The sequence below is a fragment of the Rhodococcus oxybenzonivorans genome (genome assembly GCF_003130705.1).
Lineage (GTDB): Bacteria > Actinomycetota > Actinomycetes > Mycobacteriales > Mycobacteriaceae > Rhodococcus_F > Rhodococcus_F oxybenzonivorans.
This window is the reverse complement of record NZ_CP021354.1, coordinates 118,505-140,475: the sequence shown is the minus strand read 5'-3', so window position 1 is coordinate 140,475 and position 21,971 is coordinate 118,505. Positions and strand designations below refer to the sequence as shown.

Below are 21,971 nucleotides of genomic sequence, written 5' to 3'. Positions count from 1 at the left end.
GCTTTCAGATAATGACGTTGTGAATGTGGACTGCCGACTCAGGACCAATCCCAGTCGTACTTCGCTCCCACCCGCTTCGCCAACGGCTTGAACATGCGCTCTTCGTAGGTCGCCATCGTGTCGAGGCCGGGAATGGGCGCAAGGTTCAGGATCTCGGCTAGCCGCTCGACGTCGAGTTCAGGTTTCGGCACGCCCGCAGCAAGCGCGAACCTCTGAAGCTGGTTGGTGAAGCTCTCATTACACGGCGGCTTCCCGAAGTTCACCGGATGCTTCATCGCCTCATCGAGGGTCACGAACTCCACGCCACGCCCGAGGAAGGCCTCGAGGATCGGGGCGAGGGTGTCACGAGAGATCGGGGTGCCGTGTACGAGCCAGATGAGAGGGGCGTCGGCACCGAACAAGGTTCGCGCGGTGTCCGCGTGCTGGTAGAGCATGTCGACCGCGGTCGACACATGCAGGTCGCGTACCTGCTTCTGCACGTCCTTGTCACCAAGAGTCATCGCGCGGAAGTACGGCATGATGAACGCGAAATCACTGAACCAACTCGTGATCGGGGCGGTGCGGTACCCGAGATCTGCGAGGTAATTCTCGACTTCCCCTCGACGTCGTTCCGATCCTGACGACATGTCCATGGGGTACCGGAAGTACTTCGACGGTGCGGCGTCGATCAGATGACCGATGTACTTCTCGGCAGTCTCAAAATCGCGTCGGAATGCCGCGTCGGGCATCCAGCGCAGTGGAGCGTGCTGGTGAGTGTGGTTGCCCAGGTGATGGCCCGCTTCGGCCCACGCCTCGAAGGCCTCGATTTGCTCTGGCTCGTTCTCGAGCCGGTATGTGTGAGAGAAGCCGTAGGTTCCCGCAAGTCCGTAGTCGTTCAGCGTTTTCGCCACAGAACGCGTGATGTCAGTGGGAGTGGTCTCGTCCGGCATGGGAACGCCGTCCCACAGGACGAAGTCATCGATCGTGACCGCAATCTCGAGAGGTCGGTCGGCGCGTGTGTCATTCATTGCGTTGACTCCGGATCTTCCAGGAGGGCTCCTCGGCGCGAAGCCCATTTGTCACCGACCCTATGAAGTGACGGACGTCACGTCTTGGCTGTTTGCGCGCACCTGCTTTCATCAGGCGCACACGCATCCGTCATTGAAATGCGCGCTGTGCGCGCTCGTCGAACCCCGTGCGCATCGGGCCAAGTTTCGCGTTGTCATGACTTCTACCGTCGGTGGTGACGAAGGAGAAGCACACCGTGAATTCATCACAACAGATCGTCCTGGCGCAGCGCCCCCACGGGCACGTGAGCGTGGAAGACTTCCGTGTGGTGGACGTCGCCCTGCCCGAACTCGAGGCCGGCGACGTCGCACTCGAGACCCTCTTCATCTCGATCGATCCGGCCATCAGGGGCTGGCTCGACGACCGACCGAGTTATCTTCCGCCAGTCGCCATCGGAGAGCCAGTACGCGCTTTCGGTCTGGCACGCGTGACCGCCTCACGCAACAGCAACTTCACCGTGGGCGACATTGTGCGTGGCTTCGTCGGCTGGCAACGGCGCCAAGTCGTCAGCTCGCCCGGTACCGACTGGGACCGGATCCCATCACGCGAGGACGTTCCCTTGGAGCACTACCTCGGAATCCTCGGGATGACGGGCCTGACCGCGTGGGCCGGGATATGCGACATCCTGCGGCCGGAACCAGGGCGCACCGTCTTGATCTCCGGCGCCTCTGGCGCAGTCGGAAGCGTGGCCGTCCAGCTCGCGAAGCTGGCGGGCGCTCATGTTGTCGGCATCGCAGGAGGCGCCGAGAAGTGCTCGATGGTCGCCCGACTCGGCGCCGCCGCCGTCATCGATCGCAAGGCCCCTGATTGGAAGGACCAGCTCGAGGCGGCAACACCGGACGGCATCGACCGCCTCTTCGAAAACTCGGGAGGCCGGATGTTCGACGCATCGATCACCCGACTCAACAACCACGCGCACATCGCGTTGTGTGGCCTGATCGACGGCTACAACTTGACCGAGCGACCCGCCGGACCAAGCAATTTCGGACAGCTTCTCACCAAGCGAGTCCTTACACAAGGATTCATCGTGCTCGACTACATGGACCGAGCAGCAGAGGTTGAAGCCACGCTCAGCGAACTGATCAGTTCCGGACAGTTGGAGGCCGTGCAATCGGTATTGCCCGGATTCGAACAGCTGCCGGCCGCCTTCGTGGACTCGTTCTCCAACGGCCAACCAGGCAAGATCATCATCGATCTCACTGCGTAGCCAGCCTCTGAAGCCGGCCTCAGCCCGCAGTCCTATCCCGTCGCTACGCAGCAGGTATCCGGCCTCCACACGCATCCATCACGTCCGAGCACTCCCACCAAAGGATCACTCCCCCAGCCGGATAGCACGCTCCCCTTTCGGGGTATACCCGCTAACTACCCGATCGGGTGGTCGTCGAGGCGTACTGTGCTCAGTCCGCGGCTTCCCGCCTTGGGCGCCCCGACCGCGCAACCAGATTGGATACGAAAAGTGGTTCCTCGCGCCGCGCCTGACCATCAGTCAAGCCGGCCTTTGCGGTCCGGCGGCGCCTGCGGCTCCCGATCTTGGTGGCATGTTCGATGTAGAAGTCCATCGTCTTGAGGAATTCTCGGGCGTTCTTCGTCTCGAGGTCGATCTCGTAGTCGACACCGTTCACCGAGAAGGTGATGTGCTCGCCCTCGCCGGCCTCGATGACAGTGCCGTCGAGGTCGTCGTCCAGCTCCACGACCGTTTTCCGCGCCACGTGTGCACTCCCTTTCTCCGGTTTCAGCCAGGCCGACACTACTGAATCGTCCCGAGTTTGATGCACACCTTCTTTCTTGGGAAGGTGATCCTTATGCCGAATGTCTATCCAGCCGAGGTGCGGGAGAAGGCCGTGCGCCTGGTCCTCGAACACCGTGACGAGTACGCCTCGGAGTACGAGGCGATCCGTACGATCGCCGAGCGGATGTCCCTGAAGACGGAGACGGTGCGGGTGTGGGTCCGCAAGGCCGAGGCGGCGGGTGGCGGCACCCCGGCTGCGTCGGCATCGGAGGCTGAGGCCGAACTGCGGGCTTTGCGGCGGAAGAACGCCGAGCTCGAGAAGACCATCGAAATATTGAAGGCTGCAACGTCTTTCTTCGCGCGGGAGTGCGACCCGCCACGCAAGTGATCTGCCGGTTCATCGCCGAACACCGCGATCAGTTCGGGGTCGTACCGATCTGCCGGGTGCTCACCGAGCACGGGTGCACGATCGCCCCGAGAACCTTCTACGCCTGGCGCAGCCGGCCGTTGTCGAAACGGGCATTGTGGGACGCCACCATCACCGCGGTGCTGGCCTCCTACTACGTCGAGCGGGACGAGCACGGTCGACGCAGGCCGGAGTCGCTGTACGGCTCGTTGAAGATGTGGGCCCACCTGCGCCGTCAGGGCATCGAGGTGGCCCGCTGCACCGTCGAACGGCTCATGCGCGTCAACGGGTGGCGCGGTGCCAGCAGGGCGAAGAGGGTCCGCACCACCGTGCCGGAGCCGTCGGCGCCGCGGCCGCCGGATCTGGTCGACCGGAACTTCCGGGTCGATCGGCCCGACGCGCTCTATGTCGCGGACTTCACGTACGTCCGGATGGTGTCCGGCTTCGCGTACACGGCGTTCGTCATCGATGCGTTCGCCGGCACGATCGTCGGTTGGGAGGTGTCGACGTCGAAGGAGACCGCGTTCGTGCAGCGGGCGGTGAACCAGGCCTGCACCTTGCGGACGATGCAAGGTAACCCATTGCGCGGAAACACTATTCACCACAGCGACGCGGGGTCGCAATATACGGCTCTGCGCTTCGGGGAGACCTTGTTCCTGCAGGGACTGCTGCCGTCGATCGGGTCGGTGGCCGACGCCTTCGACAACGCCCTCGCCGAGACGACGGTCGGGCTCTACAAGGCCGAGTGCATCGCCGACGACTCCCCGTTCCGCATCGGGCCGCTACGCACCGTCAGCGACGTCGAGGAGGCCACCTCGGCGTGGGTGCACTGGTACAACACCGACCGGCTGATGCACCGCCTTGGGCGGATCCCACCCACCGAGTACGAGGCCAGGTACTACGCTGCAGAACGTGCCGATCAACCGGTCGCACACAAATAACAGTGTGTGCATCGGACCCGGGATGGTTCACTACTGCCCCGGCGACGGAAAGCCACCGGCTTCACTGTCACGCAGGAAGACAATCACCATGGATAAGGGCTCGTCGGGGCCGACAATCAGCGGATGGGCGATGCCGAGCCGGGGCTGATTGCGCCGATGTTGGCAACCCTGGCGGAAAAGGGAAGAGGTTTCCTGACACGGCGCTACCGTCATCAGGTGACAGGAATCAATGCCGACCGGCGATGGTCAGAATCCATGCCGGAAGCCTACGAGCAGTACCTCGTGCCGGTCGTCTTCCGGCCCTTCGCCGACGACCTGACCGCCCGGGCGGCCGCACTCCACCCTCGGCGAATCCTCGAACTCGCGGCGGGGACGGGCGTGTTGACAGCGGACCTGCTCGCAGCAGTACCCTCGGCCGAGGTGACGGCCACCGACCTGAACGAGGCCATGGTCGCGTTCGGGTCGACCCGGGCCCCGGGCGCGGTGTGGCGGCAGGCCGACGCGCAACGGCTGCCGTTCCGAGACGGAAGCTTCGACCTGGTGGTCTGCCAGTTCGGCGTGATGTTTTTTCCCGACCGCATCGAGGCCTTCACCGAGGTCCACCGGGTGCTGGCCCCGAACAGCCGGTTCCTGTTCAACACCTGGGGCCCACTCAGGACGCACGCCTTCGAAGTCGCGCTGCAGGCCGGGCTGGAGCGGGCCTTTCCGGCCGATCCGCCACGGTTCTTCCAGACGGTTCCCCACGGCTACGCCGACCCCGCTGTCGTGGCCGCTGATCTGGCAGCCGCCGGGTTCGCCGTCGAGGACGAGCAGGAGCTGACGCTTCAGGGCCGGGCCCCGTCGACCACCGACCTCGCTACCGGATACCTCAGCGGGACACCGGTGCGCGCGGCCGTTGAAGAGCGCGGCGACGGACCGGCCATCCGGGCCACCGTCATCGAGGAGATGACGGCCCGGCTGGGCCCGGGGCCGGTCACCGCCCCGATGACGGCGTACGTCTTCCTCGCGGCCTGAACGCAGCACGCGCCCGCCCTGAGGGATGGGCGAGTCGACCTCGACGGGGCGCCTCGGACGGACCCCTGATGCTCATCAACAAACGTTCGCCCTATGACGACCTTGCATAGCCGTTCGTCGGCGGGATGCTTGTTCCGCCAGATGAGGTAGCGACGGATCACGCTACCCTGCTCTTTGTGGCTGGTGTGATGTGCGGCGGCATCCCGTGCGCGCTGCCAGCCAACCAATTTCGCGCGTCGGTATTTATATTTTGTCAAGTAAAGTACTGCATACGGCATCGTATACATCAGATCGACCGATCCTCCACGGCCATGGACGCGCCACGAACACCACTGTCGCAGAGCGATATCGAGTTCACATCTCCGGCTGGGGGAGCCGGCGCCTGGGTCGGCAGCCGCCGCACCGACCATTGGTTAGGCCGACTGTCGACGGCGCGGGCCGAGCGCATCGAGACCGAGTTCCCCGACTGGCAGTGGAATGTGCTCGACGCCGCGTTTGAGGCCGGCATCACGCACCTTCACCGCTTCGTCGCCGACCACGGCACCAGCAACGCACGTCAACGCGACACCATCGACGGATTCAACATCGGGCAGTGGGGGGCCAACCGCCGCGCCGACTACCGAAGAGGCCGCCTACCGGCCGAGCGGATCGACATGGCGATGAGAATTGAGGTAGCGAGACGCCTAGTGTATGCGGCGGCTACCAAATTCGAGCATGGCGCCCCAGACAGGACACTAGCGTCGAGCTACGCGAAGACCTTCGCTTCCGATACCGCGATGCAAGTGACGGTGGACGCGATCCAGCTGCTTGGTGGTGCCGGATACACACGCGGCTTTCCGGTCGAGCGATTGACGCGCGACGCGAAGATCACCCAGATCTACGAAGGAACCAATCAGATCCAACGCATCGTGATCGCCAAGCAACTCTTGTCGAGATGACATGTCCTGTGACGCCCATTCGAAATCAGGCCGGAGACATCCCTGCGCGACTCTTGTCCAGGTTGCCTCTGGGCGTGTGGAACTCTCCTTGGCCTGAGCAGCACCCATCGCGTCGCTCGCGGCGTGGTGCCCGGGCCAGGCCTTGTCGCAGATGAAGGTCCTCACGCCGTTCGACGGTTCGGTTCTTGGCGAGCGTTAGTCTCAGACGAGGTATGTTTCCCGTGCATGCCGTCGCATCTCCGACGCCGACTGCCCGTAAAGGCGCTTGAGCTGGCGCCCGAGGTGATCAGAATCCAGAATCCCCCACCGGGCGGCGATCGCAGCCACACTTCGGTTACGCAGAGACGCGTCCGTGAGATCACGACTGATTCGATCTAGACGTTCTCGTCGCACCCACGCCACAACTGAGAAGCCCTGTGCTGCACACGCCTTATGTACTTGCCGCGCGGATACGCCCACCGCCCTGGCTATCGATCCCACGCAGAGGTCCGGATCATCGAGATTCGCCAAGCAATATGCACGTATACGTGAGACAAGCCGCTCTTGGGGGATACTCGAAACCGTCGAGGGCTCAGAGAATGCACCAACAGCGAGGCTTGCCAGCGCATCTGCAAGGTGCGCGGCCGAACTTGGAGAGCCAGCCGGGGGGACGAAGCGCAGCGGGTCAAGTCATCGGCAAACAAGGACAGTGATCTGGTTAGCCCTGTCAACGACGGCCGTGCGATAAGCGCCTGAGCGCAGATCGTCCCACTGTCTCGCCCTAGCCGATCCACCGGGATCGCAACGATCACAGCACTCCAGTACCCGCCACCTGCGTCGCACTCGATCTCGTAGGGTGTCCCCGTCCGATAGGCAACAATACTCCCCGGCAACGCCCGGCATGCGCGCTTTCCCTGACGAATCCAACTAGTCCCCGCCCGTTGCCAACTGATCTTGACATAGTCAGTATCAGAGGAGTTGATGAGCTCATCACTCCTGTTCACGGTGACGGCAGAGCTAGAACTCACTCGTGCCACGACGATCTCTTCGACGCTGGTTGCCTCGATCGAATAGCGAAACCGCGACATCGAGTGACTGGGCGAGATTCTCACCGGTGCACACGTTTTGGAGACCGCGGTCTCAAACTCACGTAGCTGAAGCAACGCGCTGTCGAGCTGAGTACCTTGCCAGCATCGCTCCCGATACCTACGGCGGCCGCTTCCGGCACGACCCATCACTCGTGGAGGCGGAGGTAGCCCGCCGCCTGCACCATCCGCCAAGCTGGGCAGGATATGCATTCCAGCTCCTCGCGTCCGGTACCTTCTCCACATTCCCACTCGCATCGCGCATCTCCCAACCGACCTTGATCGTCGCAGGGGACGACGACCCGATCGTCAAGGTCGGAAACCAACACATACTCAAACGCCTGATTCGCAACTCGGACCTGCGAGTCCTGAAGCAGGCAGGCCATCTACTGCTCCTCGACAGTCCGGAGCAGTCCGCCCCGATCATCGAAAAATTTCTGCAAGCATCGGACTGATCCCACGTCACGGCGAACAATAACTCCCTGATGACGGGGCCGATGTCTCCACGTCGTGTTACTCACGAACTGGGCGGACAGGACGATGGGGAAACAGCCGGACGAAGACCGATTGTTGCGTCTATGACGAGAGTGTGAGCAACTGTGAGTCTGTGCGCTGCGAGGACAAAGTGCCTGAAGGAGATCGACTCATCCGTTGAGCAACACTGCTGCGGATCGATACGGTGGAGTTCGATTTGAGAGAGACGATGGGTTATCGAGCGTCGCACGATGCTTCGGTCAGGAGAAAATTCTGGAGGCATGGCTGACCACACCGCGCGAATGCCCGACATGTCCAACCGAAAGGTCCTATTTCAGTGGGATCTCTCAACGACAGACGTTGGACCCGGAGTTGTGCGGAATGCCGGCATCTATCAACGCGCGCGCTGCGCGCGCATTCGACCGTTGCTCTGTTGCTTTTCGCAGAAGAAGCGTCGCTCGCGGCCAGTTGACGATGAAGCCGCCGACAAGGCGCTGTTCTTCGTCGGAGTACAGGACGGCCACCTTCGTGTGGGCTCCGTTGAATTCTCCGACAATCTCACTTCGACAGCAATGTCTGGGCTGGCCGACTATCTGGATCTTCCAGTCATGAAGATCGCTCCAGACATAATCCACGTGCCGATCTGTGTCTTCGATCGAATTGCCACAGAGTCGCCGACTCACCAAGTTAGCCTGCTCCACCGCACGGGTCCAGTGCTCGCCCCGGCGTGAAGCGAGCGCCTGGGGCATAGTCCAGCAAGCCACATCGCCGACAGCAGAGATGTCGGGTCTGCCGCTTGCCCGCCCTTGTTCGTCACACATCACTCCATCGCCGAGTGTGAGACCTGAGTCCTTGAGCCACTCCACATTCGGCGTTGCGCCGATTCCCACCACGACCGAAGTTGCGGACAACTCTGTACCGTTGTCGAGCTGTACGTGGATTCCGTCTGTGGACGAAGTCAGAGATGAGACCGCGCAGCCGAAATATGTCTCCACGGAGTGACGCTGATGAAGCTCGGTCAACTTCATTCCCACCTCAGGACCCAGACTTTGAACCAGCGGGGCGGCAGAAGGAGCCACGATCGAGACTCTCAGGTTGAGCGCCCGTGCCGCCGCCGCCACCTCGGAACCGATGAACCCTGCTCCAATGACAACCAGATGACCGGAGCCGGCCGAGGCATCGCCGTGAAGCGCCTTTCTCAGCCCCAGGCAGTCGTCGAGCCCACGCAACACGTGAAGTCCAGGCATCTGCCCCCACGGTGATGGACGCGCCGAAGCCCCGGTTGCGATGATCAAATGGTCGTAGGGCACCTCTCGATGATCCTCTAGCGCAACTCGTTTCGCAGTCGTGTCCAGACCGACTGCTGGTGTACCGAGCAAGAGTTCGATGTTGTCCGACGTCGCTTCGTGCTTGGTCAGCAGTGGTGTGGGCGAGATTTCAGTACGATCGGTCAACATATGTTTCGACAGTGGTGGCCGATCGTACGGCAGGTGGGGTTCGCCGCCTACGACGATGATGCGGCCGAGCCAACCCTCCGTGCGGAGCGACTGAGCCGTGCGAATGCCCGCCACGGAGGAACCAACGATCAGCGCCTTGCCGCTCATCTGTCCACCCGTAACGCATTCACCGGACATGCACGTGCGGCGCTCTCCGCTTTCCCGACATCGACCTCGTCGACTCGTTCCCTTATCACTACGACCACCCCATCGTCATCCAGATCGACGAGTTCGGGAGCGGCCATCACACAGTTTCCGTAACCCTCGCACTTTTCTCTGTCCGCGCGTATCTGAGGCATTTCCTGATCCTTTCTGAAGCTCATTGATGGACCACAACCGGTAACCGGTCGAGAGAGCGCGTGATGTTTGTGAATCTCCGTCGCGGTTCCCCTGCGGATTCCCATGTTCTGACGCGTCGGGTGAGTGACTCCAGGACCGCGTGAGCTTCCATCCGTGCAAGACCCTGGCCCGGGCACGCGTGGGTTCCTAGACCGAACGCGACATGGTCGACATTTTCGCGCCGGACATCGAATCGATCGGGGTCAGGGTATTTCCGCTCATCCCGGTTCGCGGCGCCGTAGAGGACGACTACTCGGACGTTCTCAGGTATTGAAAAGCCCTCTGTTGCGTAGGTTCGCCGGGTGACCCGGGAGAACGCTTGAATCGGGGACTCCAACCGAATCACCTCATTGAACGCACCGGGAATTAGTGCCGGATTCTCGCGTAGTGCTTCCCATTGGTCCGGGTTTTCGACAAACAGCTGAACTGCACTGCCGATGGCGCTGATGGTGGTGTCCATGGCCGGCAGTGCGTAGCTAGACATGAGTGGGACTACCGCGTCTTCAGGGATATCGCCGCGCTCGGCGGCTTCGTGAATGGTAGTGGCAAAACCCCCAGGGATCATCCGGTCGCGAGTGCAGGTGGTCGCCAACCAACCGAAGAGCTCATCTACCGCGGGTAGAGCTGCGCGCATCCGTTCGTTGGCGGGACCGTTGATGTCACCGAAACGTTCGGCCCACCCCAACAGTTGATCGCGTCCTTCCTGAGGGAACCCCAACAAGTCCAGGACAACTGCGACCGGTACTGCGCGTGCCAAGTCCGCGATCGCGTCGAAAGAGCCTCGTGACACCAGGTCCGCGACGTATTCGTCCACCCTGGTCACGACGTCGGTCTTCAGCTCGCGAAGCGACCGGGGTGCGAGACGTTCGGCCAGAACCGCTCGCCACCGAGTGTGCTCCGGAGGGTCGGATCCGATGAGGGTGTTTTGAAAAGCGCTGTTCGACAAGTCATTCAGCCCAACGCCATCCGCCGATGAGAAAGTCTGTGAGTCAGTGAGGGCGTCCACCACTTGCGCGTGGCGGGATAGCGCGACAACACCGTGTTGAGTCAATTCGACGAGCGGCCCCAGGTCCCGGAGTTGTTTGTAGACCGGATACGGGTCGGCGAGTGCCTCGTCCGAGAAGGGATCGATATCAGTAGACGGCAGAGCCAGGTCGGTAATAGTCACAGACGCTCTTTCTGTACGTAGGTCAGTGACGTGCACGGAGTAGGCACGTCCTGCGATGTGGCGGAACACGGCGTGCGCGTCGGCCCGGTCGATGCGAGAACGCCGTTCCGCGGCAGTGGATCTGAGCCGGAATCGGGCAAATCACGAGGGACTCACCCAATGCGCATGTGCCATTACATTCACATTTTTCCTACAGAGTGTCAAGCGTCACAGTTCACGAAGCTAGCCTCGAACAGACGACGGGTCTCGAACACCCGGCCGCCGCCCAGGCGGCGAACCCTCGGTGCCCTAGGAACGGTGACCCCGAACGCCGGCGGCAGATGCCGCCACGCACATCCACTGGTCAGCACGTACACGATCGCGGTGAACACCGTCCGATCATCCACCGGTGCACTGCCACCTCCCTGCGGCCGCGCGGGATCTCCAACAACGCATCCGGCACCAACCGCAGTGACGACCCATTTAACGCGTCACGATATATCCCACGGGTCACTTCATCCACACGAGACAAGCTCATAGAAGAGGGCGACAAATTCACGCTGGTCGGCTGAGGGCCGGGTGGTTAGCAATGTCGATTCCAGGCATGCGCCGCCCTTGTCTGAGACGGACATCACGGTGTCCGAGGACAGACGCGTTCGTCCCCGACGGCCCCTCGCCCTGATCTCTGCAGTGGACTCGAACCTGAAGCCGTTCGACAAGGGCGGGACCTCGACAGGAAGGCAGGACGATGACCGCAGTGGCACACGCTCCGTCCGAGCATCTGGACAGGCGAGGACGCCTGCACGTCAGCGACCGGTTCGACGAGATGATGGCGCGACTGGATTCGATCGAGGAGACGGTCCGAGCGAATGGTGCACAGCATGACATCGAGGGACGACTTGCCCCCAGCACGATCGAGGCGCTCAAATCGGCTCGCGTTTTCGACATTGGTGTGCCGGTCGAGGTCGGCGGTTTGGAGTTCTCGCCGCGCCAGGTTGTCGCCGTGATCGAACGCATCACCGAGATGGACGCCGCAACTGGATGGGTTGTCATGGTTCTGCAGATGATCACCGGCACGACCGCCGCATACCTAGGGGACGAGGCCACCCGGGAGCTGTTCTCCGGTTCCGATTATCCGTTGATGGCAGGGCAGGGAACCAAGTTCGGTCAGGCGAGAAAGGTTGAGGGCGGCTACCGGCTCAGTGGCCAGTGGCATTTCGCGTCCGGTTCGCAGCTCGCCGACATGATCCACACAGCAGCTGTTGACGAGATGGGTCGCCCGCTCATCTTTACGCTGCCGAAGTCCGAGTGCACGATGGTCGACAACTGGGATGTGATGGGACTTCGGGCCACCAGCTCCGATGACTACACCGTCGAGGACGTGTTTGTTCCCGACGCCTACGTCTACGAGGTGACCACGAAGACGCCGCTCCACGGCGGCGCGATCTACGAGGTCGGCCTGGCGAATATGTCGGGCATCCAGCACGGGGGTTGGGCGCTCGGGATGGGAAAACGCTTGCTCGAGGAGATGCGAAAGCTGGCCAAGGTGAAGTCGCAGCGCGCTGGAGACGGGACGACGACGGACCAGTTCTACGCAGAGTACGCGCAGGCGGAGGCCAAACTCCGGGGTGCTCGGGCTTTTCTCATGCAGACTTGGGCCGACAATGAGGAAACCATCAACCGTGGTGAGCCGCTCTCGACACACCAGGAGAGTCTGACCCGACTGTCGCTCAACAACGCTACGTGGACCGCACACGACGTCTGTATGACCGTGTACAAGTGGGCGGGAACGACTGCCTTGCGCGAGGGGGACCTGCAGCGGTACTTCCGTGACATGCATGCAGGTACCCAACACATGAGCTCCGGCCCCGGAGTGCTTCAGCAGTGTGGTCGACAACTCGCGGGCCTCGCCGAGGGTTCACGGTGGGTCTTCTTCTCGCTCGTAGAATCGGCTCCGACGCAGTGAATGCACTCGTGGACCAGCCGATCCGTGTCGGTGAGGCCTGCCAAGCATGAATTCGGAAAGGGCCGCGCCGATGCAGTTCACCCACGAGTCCCGCGCGCAGAGGGTGACGTTCGCAGCTCACCATGCCTGCGCTGCGGTCGCCGAAGAACTCGCGGCGATCGGCGCCACTAAAGTCATGCTGATCGCCTCCGCCCGGGAGCGCTCGCTCGCGGACGCGATCACCCAGCAGGCGCCGGTAGTGCATCATCACGAGGAGGTGGTGATGCATGTGCCCGTCGAGGTGGCCGAGCGTGCCCGGGAAGCGGCCGTGGCAGCTGGTGCCGACGCGTTGGTGTCGGTCGGGGGAGGGTCGGCGGTCGGACTGGCCAAAGCGGTGGCGCTGACGATCGGTCTACCGATCGTCGCGGTGCCCACGACGTACGCGGGCTCGGAGGCCACACATGTCTGGGGAATAACGGAGGGAACCGCGAAAACCACCGGTGTCGACGCCCGAGTGCTTCCTCGCGCTGTCGTGTACGACGCCGCATTGCTCGCCACCATGCCTGGGCCCATGGCGGTGGCCAGCGGACTGAACGCCCTCGCCCACGGAGTCGACTCGATGTGGGGACCGAACGCGGATCCAATCGACCGTGCCCTGGCGCAGGAGGGTATCCGTGGACTCGCAGCAGGGCTTCCCCTGGTGGCTTCGGACTCGGGCAGCATCGAGGGAATCGAGCAGACTCTCTACGGCGCGTACCTCGCCGCGGTGTCCTTCGCCTCGGCAGGCTCGGGAATGCACCACAAGATCTGTCACGTGCTGGGTGGCATGTTCAATCTGCCGCACGCGCAGACTCACGCTGTGGTGCTCCCACATGTGTTGGCCTTCAATTCGCCCCACGCGCCCGACGCTGACGACCGGGTCGCCACTGCGCTGGACAGCAAGACGGCCGTCGTGGGCCTGGCTCACCTGTATGCCTCGCTGGACGCGCCGAGAGCGCTGCGCGACTACGGCATGCCGCAGGATGGAATTGCCGAAGCTGCGGCCAGGATCCTCGAGGTGATCCCGACGAATAACCCGGCCCCCGTTACCGAGGAAGGCCTCACAGCCTTGCTCGACGCGGCCTGGGCCGGCGACCAGTCGGCCTGAGCAGCATCAGAGACCGAAAAGAAGGAAGATCGAGATGCCCAGAAGCTTTGTCAACGACGCTGCGCGCGGCAACATCGAGCGCGACGTCACCCCGGAGCAGCGGGCCGTCGAGGACACATTGGTCGAGAAGGTCGTGCAGTCCTTCGACCGCACACCGGATCCCCGACTCAAACAGGTCATGGTCTCGCTGGTTAAGCATCTGCATTCATTCATCCGCGACGTGCGTCTGACCGAGGCAGAGTGGGGTGCGGCGATCGATTTCCTTACCCAGGCGGGCCACATAACCGATGATGTTCGTCAGGAGTTCGTACTGCTCTCCGACGTTCTCGGCGCCTCGATGCAGACGATCAACATCAACAACACGGCGTACCAAGACGCCACCGAGGCGACCGTGTTCGGTCCCTTCTTCGTCGAGGACAGTCCGCGCGTCGAACTCGGCGGAGACGTCGCCTTCGGTGCCCCGGGTGAGGCCTGCTGGGTCGAAGGAAGTGTCACCGACACCGGCGGGCTACCGGTGCCCGGCGCGCGCATCGAGGTCTGGGAGGCCGATGAGGAGGGCCTCTACGACGTTCAGTACGACGCCGGCAAAAGGTCCGGCCGCGGCCATCTGTACACCGACACGAATGGTGACTACCGGTTCTGGGCCCTGACTCCGACGCCGTATCCGATCCCTGATGACGGGCCCGTCGGACAAATGCTTGCCACGGTCGGCCGTTCTCCTCTGCGGGCCTCGCACCTGCACTTCATGGTCGCGCATGAGGGTTGGCGCACACTGGTAACCCACATCTTCCCCGCCGGCGACGCAATCTTGTGGGACGATTCGGTGTTCGGTGTCAAGCAGTCCCTTATCAAGGAGTTCGAGCAGCAGCCCGTCGGTACACCTACTCCCGATGGCCGAACAATTGATGGCACCTGGAGCCGGGTCCGTTTCGACATCGTCCTCGCCCCGACGGAAGCGTGACGACACCGAACGGCGCCCTGGAAGAGGTGCCCGGTGTGGATCGCGCGTCACTGTGGTGAATGGTGTTTCCGCGCGATGGGTTACCTGCATAGCCCGCAAGGTGCAGGCCTTGTTCACCGCCCGCGCCGCGATCGCGGTCTCCTTCGGCGTCGACACCTCCCAACCGACGATCGTGCCGGCGAACCCATCGATGGCGAACGCCGTGTACGCGAAGCCGGACACAATCCGGACGTACGTGAGGTCCACAACATAGAACGCGTCGGGCCGGTCGACCCGGAAGTTCCGGTCGATCAGATCCGGCGGCCGCGGCGCCGACGGTTCCGGCACGGTGGGGCGGACCCTCTTCGCCCTGCTGGTACCGCGCGACCCGTTGACGCGCACGAGCCGTTCGCCGGTGTAGCGGGCCACCTCGATGCCCTGACGGCGCAGGGGGCCCACATCTTCGACGAGCCGTATAGCGGACTCCGGGTGCGTCGACCGTGCTCGTCCCGCTCGACCAAGTAGGAGGCCGGCACCGCGGTGATGGTGACGTCCCACAATGCCCGTTTCGACAACGGCCGGCTGCGCCAGGTGTCGAAGGTTCTCGGGGCGATCGTGTACCCGTGCTCGGTGAGCACCCGGCAGATCGGTACGACCGAAGAACTGATCGCGGTGTTCGGCGATGAACCGGCAGATCACTTGCGTGGCGGGTCGCACTCCCGCGCGAAGAAAGACGTTGCAGCGATAAATATTTCGATGGTCTTCTCGAGCTCGGCGTTCTTCCGCCGCAAAGCCCGCAGTTCGGCCTCAGCCTCCGATGCCGCCGCAGCCGGGGGTGCCGCCACCCGCCGCCTCGGCCTTACGGACCCACACCCGCACCGTCTCCGTCTTCAGCGACATCCGCTCGGCGATCGTACGGATCGCCTCGTACTCCGAGGCGTACTCGTCACGGTGTTCGACACCAGCGCACGGCCTTCTCCCGCACCTCGGCTGGATAGACATCGGCATAAGGATCACCTTCCCGAGAAAGAAGGTGCGCATCAAACCGGGACGATTCAAGTTGCCGCGAGCCTGGACCGTCAGGCACCTGTGGCGCCGGTTCGGCGGTTGTGCGGGTACGCGCTCGCCAGAATGCGAATTTCGTCTTGGACACAGTTCGATTCAGGGATGACCTGCCACAATCGCTCGATGAACCGGCGCGTTGTCATTCCGAAGCGCACGAGCACTTCCTCCTCGGTAGCGCCTCCAAATGGCGCCCACCTGATGGCGAACTCGATGAGATGCTCAACTTCGGTGTCAGGATGCTTGCGGTGAGCTTCGATCCAAGCGGCGCGACGCCTATGGCGCCAGCGCCGATATTCACAAGATTTCATCGGAATTCCCATCTAATCGGGACTATGGAAGCCGTGGAAGTTTCCTCGCCGAAGCGAGAGAAATACGTGGAGAGCCAGACGCTCTCGCCCTGACCGTCAACTAATTACGTCACGCCGCACTAGGTGGGGTGATGTCGCCGGCAGTCGACTTAAACAGACCGAGCAGGTGCCTCGCGATCCCACATCCATGTCTTGGGCGGAGATGCCCGTCGGCTGGAGCTCTCGCGCTCGCCCGGTTACATCTCAGTCGGCCGTCGGCAGCGATCCGGCACGGCGGTCCTCGGTCGGCGTAACGCCGAAGTAGGCACGGAAAGCCTTGGAGAAGTGCGATGGCGAACTGAAGCCGCAGCGACGCCCGACCTCAGCCACCCCCATGTGACAGCTCTCCGGTGAGACCAGGAGCCGGCGGGCGTGCTGCAGACGCAGCTTTTGGATGTGTCGGGCAACGGTGGTCTCGCGTGCGGCGAAGATGCGGCCGAGATGTCGCTGACTCAGGCTCAGCGTGTGCGCGATGTCCGCGATCGAGAGCCTCGGGTCGTCAAAGTGGCTCTCAATGAATGCCGTAGCGGCGGTGAAGTAGTGATAGCTGGTTTGCGTCGGCTGCACGGACAACCGTCGGAGCGTCCGTAGAGCGTTCGCGAGAAGGGTGTCGTCGAACTCGTGGACGTCGACGTCGACTGGCCGCTCGAAGGCGCCCCGCAGAACGTCGAGTAGGTCGCGCGCCATCTCCGTCTCCACGCCGGTACCGGCATGACGTATCACCTTGAGTCGACGGAAGCAGTCCTGCATCCCGATATCTACGAGATGGTGGCGCGGCACACTGGCCACGACCGCGTGCATCGCCTCGGTGAATCCGAGCATGAAAGGGCTGTCGGAGTCGTAGATCGCCACTTCTCCCTGTTTCACCAGCACGGGAGGCGACGTTCCGTTGAAATGAAACGACTCCCCGGAGAGGACGAACGTGAACATCACCGAATCGATCGGTAACTGGTCGGCCATGGTAGGTGTGCGCTCCACGGTATGAGCGTTGCCGGTGATGTCGGCGATCGACATTCCGTTGACGACGGCGCTACGCATCGTGCCGACCAGCCCGGACGGCGTTGGCGACCCTGCCCTGAGGCCTATCAGGTGACTCCGGTTGCGGGCCTCCCACACCGCGTTGCGGAGATTGGGCCGTACGTCGAGCGTGCTGATGATCTCCGTACCGTGTTCGTCGTAGCGGAGAGCGTCTTCGAGTTCGGAGTCGATCTTGGGGTGACTCATCATCTTCGGGTTTGCCTCTGCCGAGCCGCAGCTTGTGTCAACGACAGGGATGCACACATCGTCTTCGGTGTGCTGAGGACACTGGTGACCGTGCGAGTGATCGGACATCCGCGCGCCGCCGGGAGACCGTGCACCGAGGACGTCATGGCCTCTGCTCGCTCAACCCGAGGGCACGTGCCGATTGCTCCCGCATCTCGACCTTGCGGATCTTGCCAGTGATTGTCATCGGGAAATCGTCGACTACCAGGACATAGCGTGGAATCTTGTAGTGCGCCAATCTCCCCGTTGCGAACCCACGGACCGCCTCAGCGGTCAGGGGGGCCGCACCTGCGCGGATCTTGATCCATGCGCACAGCTCCTCGCCGAATTTCTGGTCCGGGACTCCGACCACGTGAACATCCTCGATGTCGGGGTGGGTGTAGAGGAATTCCTCGATCTCGCGGGGGTAGATGTTCTCGCCTCCGCGGATGGCCATGTCCTTGATCCGCCCGACGATCGTGCAGTACCCGTCTTCCCGCATCGTGGCGAGGTCACCGGTGTGCATCCAGCCCTCGTCGTCGATCGCCTCGGCGGTCTTCTCCGGATCTTCCCAGTATCCCCGCATCACTGAATAGCCTCGGGTGCAGAACTCTCCCGGCTCGCCGCGTTCGACGGTCTCACCGGTATTCGGGTCGACGATCTTGATCTCCAGGTGTGGGTGGACGCGCCCGATGGTGGCCGTGCGCCGATCCAGGTCGTCCTCTGCGCGGGTCTGACAGGAGACAGGCGACGTTTCGGTCATGCCGTATGCGATGGACACCTCCGACATGTGCATGTCGGTGACGCAGCGCTTCATCACCTCGACCGGACATGGGGACCCGGCCATGATGCCGGTTCGTAGGGAGGTCAAGTCGAATGACGGGAAGTCCGCGTGGTTTTGCATGGCGATGAACATTGTCGGGACGCCGTACACGCCCGTGCAGCGCTCGGCCTCGATGGTGCGCAGGGTGATGCCGGGGTCGAAGCCCGGCGCAGGAATGATCATCGTGGTGCCGTGGGAGGTGCAGCCCAGATTGGCCATGACCATCCCGAAGCAATGGTAGAAGGGCACCGGGATGCAGAGCCGGTCATCTTGGGTCAGGTTGATCAGCTCCGTGGTCAAGAACCCGTTGTTCAAGATGTTGTGGTGGGTGAGCGTGGCGCCTTTGGGGCTGCCGGTGGTGCCGGAGGTGTACTGGATGTTGATGGGGTCCGACGGGTGCAAAGCTGCCATCTTGTCTGCGAGGGTCTGTGGCGGTAGCTGTTCTCCCTGGGCAAGCAGGCCGGCCCAGTCGTCGGTGTCGAGATAGATGACCTGCCTCAATGAGGGGCAGTCCTGGCGGGTCTGCTCGACCATGTCGCGGTAGTTCGATGTCTTGAAGCCGGTGGCTGCCACGAGCAGCGACACCGAGCTCTGATTGATGGCGAAACTGAACTCGTGCGTCCGATAAGCCGGATTGAGGTTTACAAGGATCGCACCGATCTTAGCGGTGGCGTACTGGGTGAGCGTCCATTCCGCGCAGTTCGGCGACCACATCCCCACACGGTCGCCTTTCCCGACGCCTACGGCAACCAAGCCACGGGCGACCCGGTTGACGTCGGCGTCGAACTCCGCCCACGTCCATCGCCGGCCGGTCGCGACTTCAACCAGCGCTTCGCGATCGGGGTGCCTCGCCACAGTGCGTTCAAGGTTCGCGCCGATCGTCTCTTCGAGGAGCTCCGGTTGTGTTTCCCCCGAGGCGAAAGAGAGCATTTTTTACCTCCGATTCCAGCTTTCGACAGGACAGGGGGGCTGGTTCTGAACGTCTGGGTCGCCAGGTCATGAAGGACCTGTCGACCCGGACGTTCACGAACAAGCCGCGCAAAGTTCGACGGTCATCGTCATTGGTTCGAAAGGAACTCAGACACCAGCGCCAGCGTCTCTTCCATCTGCTCGACCTGCGGAATATGCCCGGACTTGGGCAGCACGTGCACTGCGCTGCCCGGTACCCGAGCGCCGTACTCGGCCGCATAGGAGGACGGGATGATTCGATCGTCCTCACCCCAGACGACGAGGACCGGGGCGGTGATCCGATGCAGGCGTCGCGAGAGTCCGCGGTCGGGAACGGGCCACAGGAACTTGGCACCGCAGCCCTGGATCCACACGAGGTGCGCCAGCGCATCCACGGCCGCCTTCGGGTCGTCGGGAAGCGCCAACATGGCACGAGGACGATCGGCTGAGGGGTCGCTGAACAGGAGGTTCGGTGCCTCCGACGGCGGCGCGGTCAGGATGTCGAGCGTCCAGGGCTTGTCCTCGAACCACAGTCCCGCCGGACCGAGCAGAGCCACCTTCTCGAAGAGGTCCGGGAAGAATGATGCGAGTTCGGCAGCCAGCATGCCGCCGAAGGACTGCCCGATGGCCGGCGCTCCTCTAAGGCCGAGCTTGCCGAATGCCTCCTCGTAGATCAGCACGAGTTCGGGAATATCGTTGACCTTGTGGATCGCGAACGGGTCGTCCTCACTGGTTCCCGGCAATTCTGGTGCGTAGATCGTGTGGGTGCGGGCGAGGTCGTCGAGAAAGTCGTCGCGGACGAATCCCCCGAGCGGGTGCAGGTAGACGAGAGCGGGCCCGGTCCCGAAAACCTTGAACTGCAGCGTGATCTGGTCGCCCCAGACGCTGACGTTCTGGGTTTCCATCGTGATCTGAGATGTCATTTGAGTCGCGCTCCTGTCGTGTCCGCTTGCTTGTTGGATGCCGGCTGACCACCGAGAGCGACGGGCCACCAGCGATTGTCATCGTCGTACTCCGACCAGAGAGGTCGCAGATGCGGCGCCACTTCACTGGCGAACAGGTCGATGTTGTGTTTGGTGAGTGCGATCGGCATCGAGCCGACCTGTAGGAAGACCATAAGCTGGCCGATCCTGAAGCTGCGTGCGTAGTCCGCGAGCGTCTCGCGCACAGTGGCTGGGCTTCCGGCAACGACCAGACCCGAGCGCACCGCCTCGGCGTAGGAGGGTGCTGGCAGGTTCGCGGGCGGCGCCGGCTGTGCCAGCAGCGCTTTCAGTCCCTGAGGGCTGATTCCGCCGGGTAGCGCAAAGCGGTTCATCGGAATATGTCCGATCCCCCGTGACAGGCTGTACTCGAGGTGTTGGGCGTAGAGTCTCTCCGCGTCTTGGTCCGTCTCGCCGACCAACACCGTGACTGCCATCGCGGCCCGATAGGGGTTGGCGTCGATCCCCATGTCAGCGGCCATCGACCACATGCTGTCGAAGATCGGTGCGGCGGCGATCTTCGGGTCGCTGCCCAGAGCGACGACGTTGAATCCGAGGTCACGCTCGAGCGCAAAACGGGTCGTCGCGGGATTTCCGATGCCGGTGATACTGACGGGCGGGTGCGGATCCTGGTACGGCCGAGGCCAGATGTTCACACCCATTGATTGCGAATATCGGCCGTTCCAGGCGAAGGGTTCACGCTCCGTCCACGCCCGCAGGATCAGCTCGAGGTTCTCGTCGTAGCGGCTCCTGGTCTCGATGGGAGGAACGCCCGCGTTGACGTTGGCGTCGTACGGGAGGCCCACCGGGAACCCGGCCAGCAGTCGACCGCCACTGATGGAGTCGATCCACGCCAGTTCTTCGGCGACACGCAGAGGTTCGCGGCTCTTGCCCAACGACCGCCCGAGCGTGTAAATGCCGACCCGCAGGCCCTCGGCCTCGGTCGCGTAGGCCAGCGCGGCGGCGCCGAGGTCGGGATTGGGATTGATGTCGTAGGAGCTGGATCCGTGCTCGGTCATTCCTACTGCGTCGAATCCGGCGCGGGCGGCATGCATCGATTCGTCGAGAGCGCCGCGCAGGTCGGTGTGCATGAGATCTCGGTCGACGAGCTCGTGGAACGAGTTCGTCACCACGGACTCGACGTGTCTGTCGGCGAAATCGTCCGGCAGATGCCGATACGGAAGGTGCTGGATGTATGTGAGTTTCATCGTTTCCTCTGCTCTCAGACGGGGACAATGTGGGTGGTGGAACCGGCGTCGCTCCAACGTTCGAGGTCACGGCGGAGGTCGAGACTGTCTATCGGAGACGGCGGCCGCCAACGGGGGCTCGAAGGCTTGTCGGTGCGGAAGGCGCCGGCGTGGAAGATCAGCGGGTCGGAGGGATGGTGTCCGTGAGCGACGACCTCCCCGATGAACAAGACGTGATCTCCGGCTTCGACACTGCGCCACGGCGCGCACTGCAACCATGCAGCGCATTCCCGCAGACGTGGCACCTCTGCGTCCTGCTGCCAGGGGACGCGAAGACACTCGTTGGGGCGGCCCGCGAAATGCATGGCGACATCGCACTGATGAGTTCCGAGAACATTGACAGCGAACGAGACGTTATCCAAACCTTCGCGTGAGCGGGCGGTCTTGGCGATGGACACCAGGATGAGCGCTGGGTCCAGCGATACCGATACGAACGAGTTGACGGTGGCTCCTCGCGGGCCTTCGGGACTGGCGTAGGTGATCACCGCGACGCCTGTGGGAAAGGATCCGAGGCATTTGCGCAGAGCGAGTTGCTCGGGGCTAGGGGGTGATTTGGGGGACATGGCACTGCTCCTGACTGCCGTGCTCGTGGCCGTTACCGACAGGGCGCCTAACCGGTGGGCCCTCGGCCTAAATGCGAATGTTCCATTACATTCGCATATGTCCCGCGCTGTGTCAACGGTCACACCACG

21 protein-coding genes, 3 pseudogenes and 1 other annotated feature are annotated in these 21,971 nt (G+C 62.9%); of the genes and pseudogenes, 9 read left to right on the top strand and 15 right to left on the bottom strand.

Translation table 11 applies throughout. The annotated features are described in order from the left end of the window. Positions 1 to 38: 38 nt before the first annotated feature. Positions 39 to 1,007: a polysaccharide deacetylase family protein gene (locus CBI38_RS00685; protein WP_109325571.1), complete on the bottom strand. Its 969-nt coding sequence runs from the start codon at positions 1,005 to 1,007 to the stop codon at positions 39 to 41. Between the two features lie 236 nt (positions 1,008 to 1,243). On the opposite strand from CBI38_RS00685, the gene CBI38_RS00680 reads away from it, so the two are divergent. After that, positions 1,244 to 2,254 (top strand): NADP-dependent oxidoreductase, encoded by a 1,011-nt coding sequence (locus tag CBI38_RS00680; protein WP_230990034.1) that lies wholly within the window; start codon positions 1,244 to 1,246, stop codon positions 2,252 to 2,254. A gap of 190 nt (positions 2,255 to 2,444) precedes the next feature. On the opposite strand, the gene CBI38_RS00675 is transcribed toward CBI38_RS00680, so the two are convergent. Beyond that, the gene (locus CBI38_RS00675) at positions 2,445 to 2,756 is read right to left on the bottom strand and encodes an Lsr2 dimerization domain-containing protein (RefSeq protein ID WP_109334776.1); all 312 of its coding nucleotides are present in this window, start codon (positions 2,754 to 2,756) and stop codon (positions 2,445 to 2,447) included. 93 nt (positions 2,757 to 2,849) lie between these two features. Between CBI38_RS00675 and CBI38_RS00670 the strand changes: the two genes are divergently transcribed. The 4 genes and pseudogenes from CBI38_RS00670 to CBI38_RS38715 form a co-directional block, all read left to right on the top strand. Next, a protein-coding gene (locus tag CBI38_RS00670; protein WP_109325563.1) for an IS3 family transposase occupies positions 2,850 to 4,123 on the top strand; the annotation gives its coding sequence in 2 pieces (ribosomal slippage) (positions 2,850 to 3,126 and positions 3,126 to 4,123; 1,275 coding nt in all). Then, positions 3,122 to 3,253, top strand: a sequence feature (AL1L pseudoknot). It overlaps the preceding gene by 132 nt. 123 nt (positions 4,124 to 4,246) lie before the next feature. Continuing rightward, positions 4,247 to 5,137 carry a class I SAM-dependent methyltransferase gene (locus CBI38_RS00665; RefSeq protein ID WP_204164856.1) on the top strand — a complete coding sequence of 297 codons (891 nt, stop codon included), beginning with the start codon at positions 4,247 to 4,249 and terminating at the stop codon, positions 5,135 to 5,137. A gap of 125 nt (positions 5,138 to 5,262) precedes the next feature. Then, positions 5,263 to 5,778 (top strand): annotated as a pseudogene (locus CBI38_RS40220) (helicase associated domain-containing protein); the annotation flags it as partial. A gap of 9 nt (positions 5,779 to 5,787) precedes the next feature. After that, a pseudogene (locus tag CBI38_RS38715) lies at positions 5,788 to 6,075 on the top strand (acyl-CoA dehydrogenase family protein); the annotation flags it as partial. Positions 6,076 to 6,276: 201 nt separating this feature from the next. Here the strand turns inward: CBI38_RS38715 and CBI38_RS40495 are convergent. After that, positions 6,277 to 6,534, bottom strand: a complete 258-nt coding sequence (locus CBI38_RS40495; RefSeq protein ID WP_162603167.1) for a helix-turn-helix domain-containing protein — start codon at positions 6,532 to 6,534, stop codon at positions 6,277 to 6,279. A gap of 8 nt (positions 6,535 to 6,542) precedes the next feature. Next, positions 6,543 to 7,289, bottom strand: coding sequence for an AraC-like ligand-binding domain-containing protein (locus CBI38_RS40490; protein ID WP_418328300.1), 747 nt, complete (start codon positions 7,287 to 7,289; stop codon positions 6,543 to 6,545). Between the two features lie 5 nt (positions 7,290 to 7,294). Between CBI38_RS40490 and CBI38_RS37680 the strand changes: the two genes are divergently transcribed. After that, complete coding sequence (locus CBI38_RS37680) at positions 7,295 to 7,594, top strand: alpha/beta fold hydrolase (protein WP_162603165.1); 300 nt, start codon at positions 7,295 to 7,297, stop codon at positions 7,592 to 7,594. Positions 7,595 to 7,960: 366 nt separating this feature from the next. On the opposite strand, the gene CBI38_RS00635 is transcribed toward CBI38_RS37680, so the two are convergent. From CBI38_RS00635 to CBI38_RS00620, 4 genes and pseudogenes are all read right to left on the bottom strand, one after another. After that, on the bottom strand, positions 7,961 to 9,217 hold the full coding sequence (locus CBI38_RS00635) for an NAD(P)/FAD-dependent oxidoreductase (RefSeq protein ID WP_162603164.1): 1,257 nt from the start codon (positions 9,215 to 9,217) through the stop codon (positions 7,961 to 7,963). Further along, on the bottom strand, positions 9,214 to 9,408 hold the full coding sequence (locus CBI38_RS00630) for a ferredoxin (RefSeq protein WP_109334773.1): 195 nt from the start codon (positions 9,406 to 9,408) through the stop codon (positions 9,214 to 9,216). The genes CBI38_RS00635 and CBI38_RS00630 overlap by 4 nt, the downstream gene beginning before the upstream one ends. Before the next feature lie 20 nt (positions 9,409 to 9,428). Then, positions 9,429 to 9,908, bottom strand: coding sequence for a cytochrome P450 (locus tag CBI38_RS40485; protein WP_204164854.1), 480 nt, complete (start codon positions 9,906 to 9,908; stop codon positions 9,429 to 9,431). Positions 9,909 to 10,869: 961 nt separating this feature from the next. Beyond that, positions 10,870 to 11,133: pseudogene (locus CBI38_RS00620) on the bottom strand (transposase); the annotation flags it as partial. 210 nt (positions 11,134 to 11,343) lie between these two features. On the opposite strand from CBI38_RS00620, the gene CBI38_RS00615 reads away from it, so the two are divergent. The 3 genes from CBI38_RS00615 (at position 11,344) to CBI38_RS00605 (ending at position 14,648) form a co-directional block, all read left to right on the top strand. Beyond that, positions 11,344 to 12,561: an acyl-CoA dehydrogenase family protein gene (locus tag CBI38_RS00615; protein ID WP_109325555.1), complete on the top strand. Its 1,218-nt coding sequence runs from the start codon at positions 11,344 to 11,346 to the stop codon at positions 12,559 to 12,561. A gap of 70 nt (positions 12,562 to 12,631) precedes the next feature. Beyond that, positions 12,632 to 13,687: a maleylacetate reductase gene (locus CBI38_RS00610; RefSeq protein WP_109334772.1), complete on the top strand. Its 1,056-nt coding sequence runs from the start codon at positions 12,632 to 12,634 to the stop codon at positions 13,685 to 13,687. A 34-nt stretch (positions 13,688 to 13,721) separates the two neighbouring features. Continuing rightward, entirely contained in the window at positions 13,722 to 14,648 is a 927-nt protein-coding gene (locus tag CBI38_RS00605) for a dioxygenase family protein (RefSeq protein ID WP_109325554.1), read from the top strand. 786 nt (positions 14,649 to 15,434) lie between these two features. Here CBI38_RS00605 and CBI38_RS00595 read toward each other — a convergent pair. From CBI38_RS00595 to CBI38_RS00565, 7 genes are all read right to left on the bottom strand, one after another. Beyond that, entirely contained in the window at positions 15,435 to 15,635 is a 201-nt protein-coding gene (locus CBI38_RS00595) for a hypothetical protein (RefSeq protein WP_162603163.1), read from the bottom strand. A 71-nt stretch (positions 15,636 to 15,706) separates the two neighbouring features. Continuing rightward, the gene (locus CBI38_RS38710) at positions 15,707 to 16,000 is read right to left on the bottom strand and encodes a hypothetical protein (RefSeq protein ID WP_109334771.1); all 294 of its coding nucleotides are present in this window, start codon (positions 15,998 to 16,000) and stop codon (positions 15,707 to 15,709) included. Between the two features lie 243 nt (positions 16,001 to 16,243). Further along, a complete protein-coding gene (locus tag CBI38_RS00585; protein ID WP_162603162.1) occupies positions 16,244 to 17,266 on the bottom strand; it encodes an AraC family transcriptional regulator in 1,023 nt (340 codons plus the stop codon). A gap of 139 nt (positions 17,267 to 17,405) precedes the next feature. Next, complete coding sequence (locus CBI38_RS00580; RefSeq protein WP_109325544.1) at positions 17,406 to 19,034, bottom strand: AMP-binding protein; 1,629 nt, start codon at positions 19,032 to 19,034, stop codon at positions 17,406 to 17,408. Between the two features lie 128 nt (positions 19,035 to 19,162). Continuing rightward, positions 19,163 to 19,975, bottom strand: a complete 813-nt coding sequence (locus tag CBI38_RS00575) for an alpha/beta fold hydrolase (RefSeq protein ID WP_109325543.1) — start codon at positions 19,973 to 19,975, stop codon at positions 19,163 to 19,165. Further along, entirely contained in the window at positions 19,972 to 21,240 is a 1,269-nt protein-coding gene (locus CBI38_RS00570) for an LLM class flavin-dependent oxidoreductase (RefSeq protein ID WP_109325540.1), read from the bottom strand. Before CBI38_RS00570 ends, CBI38_RS00575 begins: the two co-directional genes overlap by 4 nt. 14 nt (positions 21,241 to 21,254) lie before the next feature. Then, positions 21,255 to 21,842 carry a flavin reductase family protein gene (locus tag CBI38_RS00565; protein ID WP_109325539.1) on the bottom strand — a complete coding sequence of 196 codons (588 nt, stop codon included), beginning with the start codon at positions 21,840 to 21,842 and terminating at the stop codon, positions 21,255 to 21,257. Positions 21,843 to 21,971 lie beyond the last annotated feature (129 nt).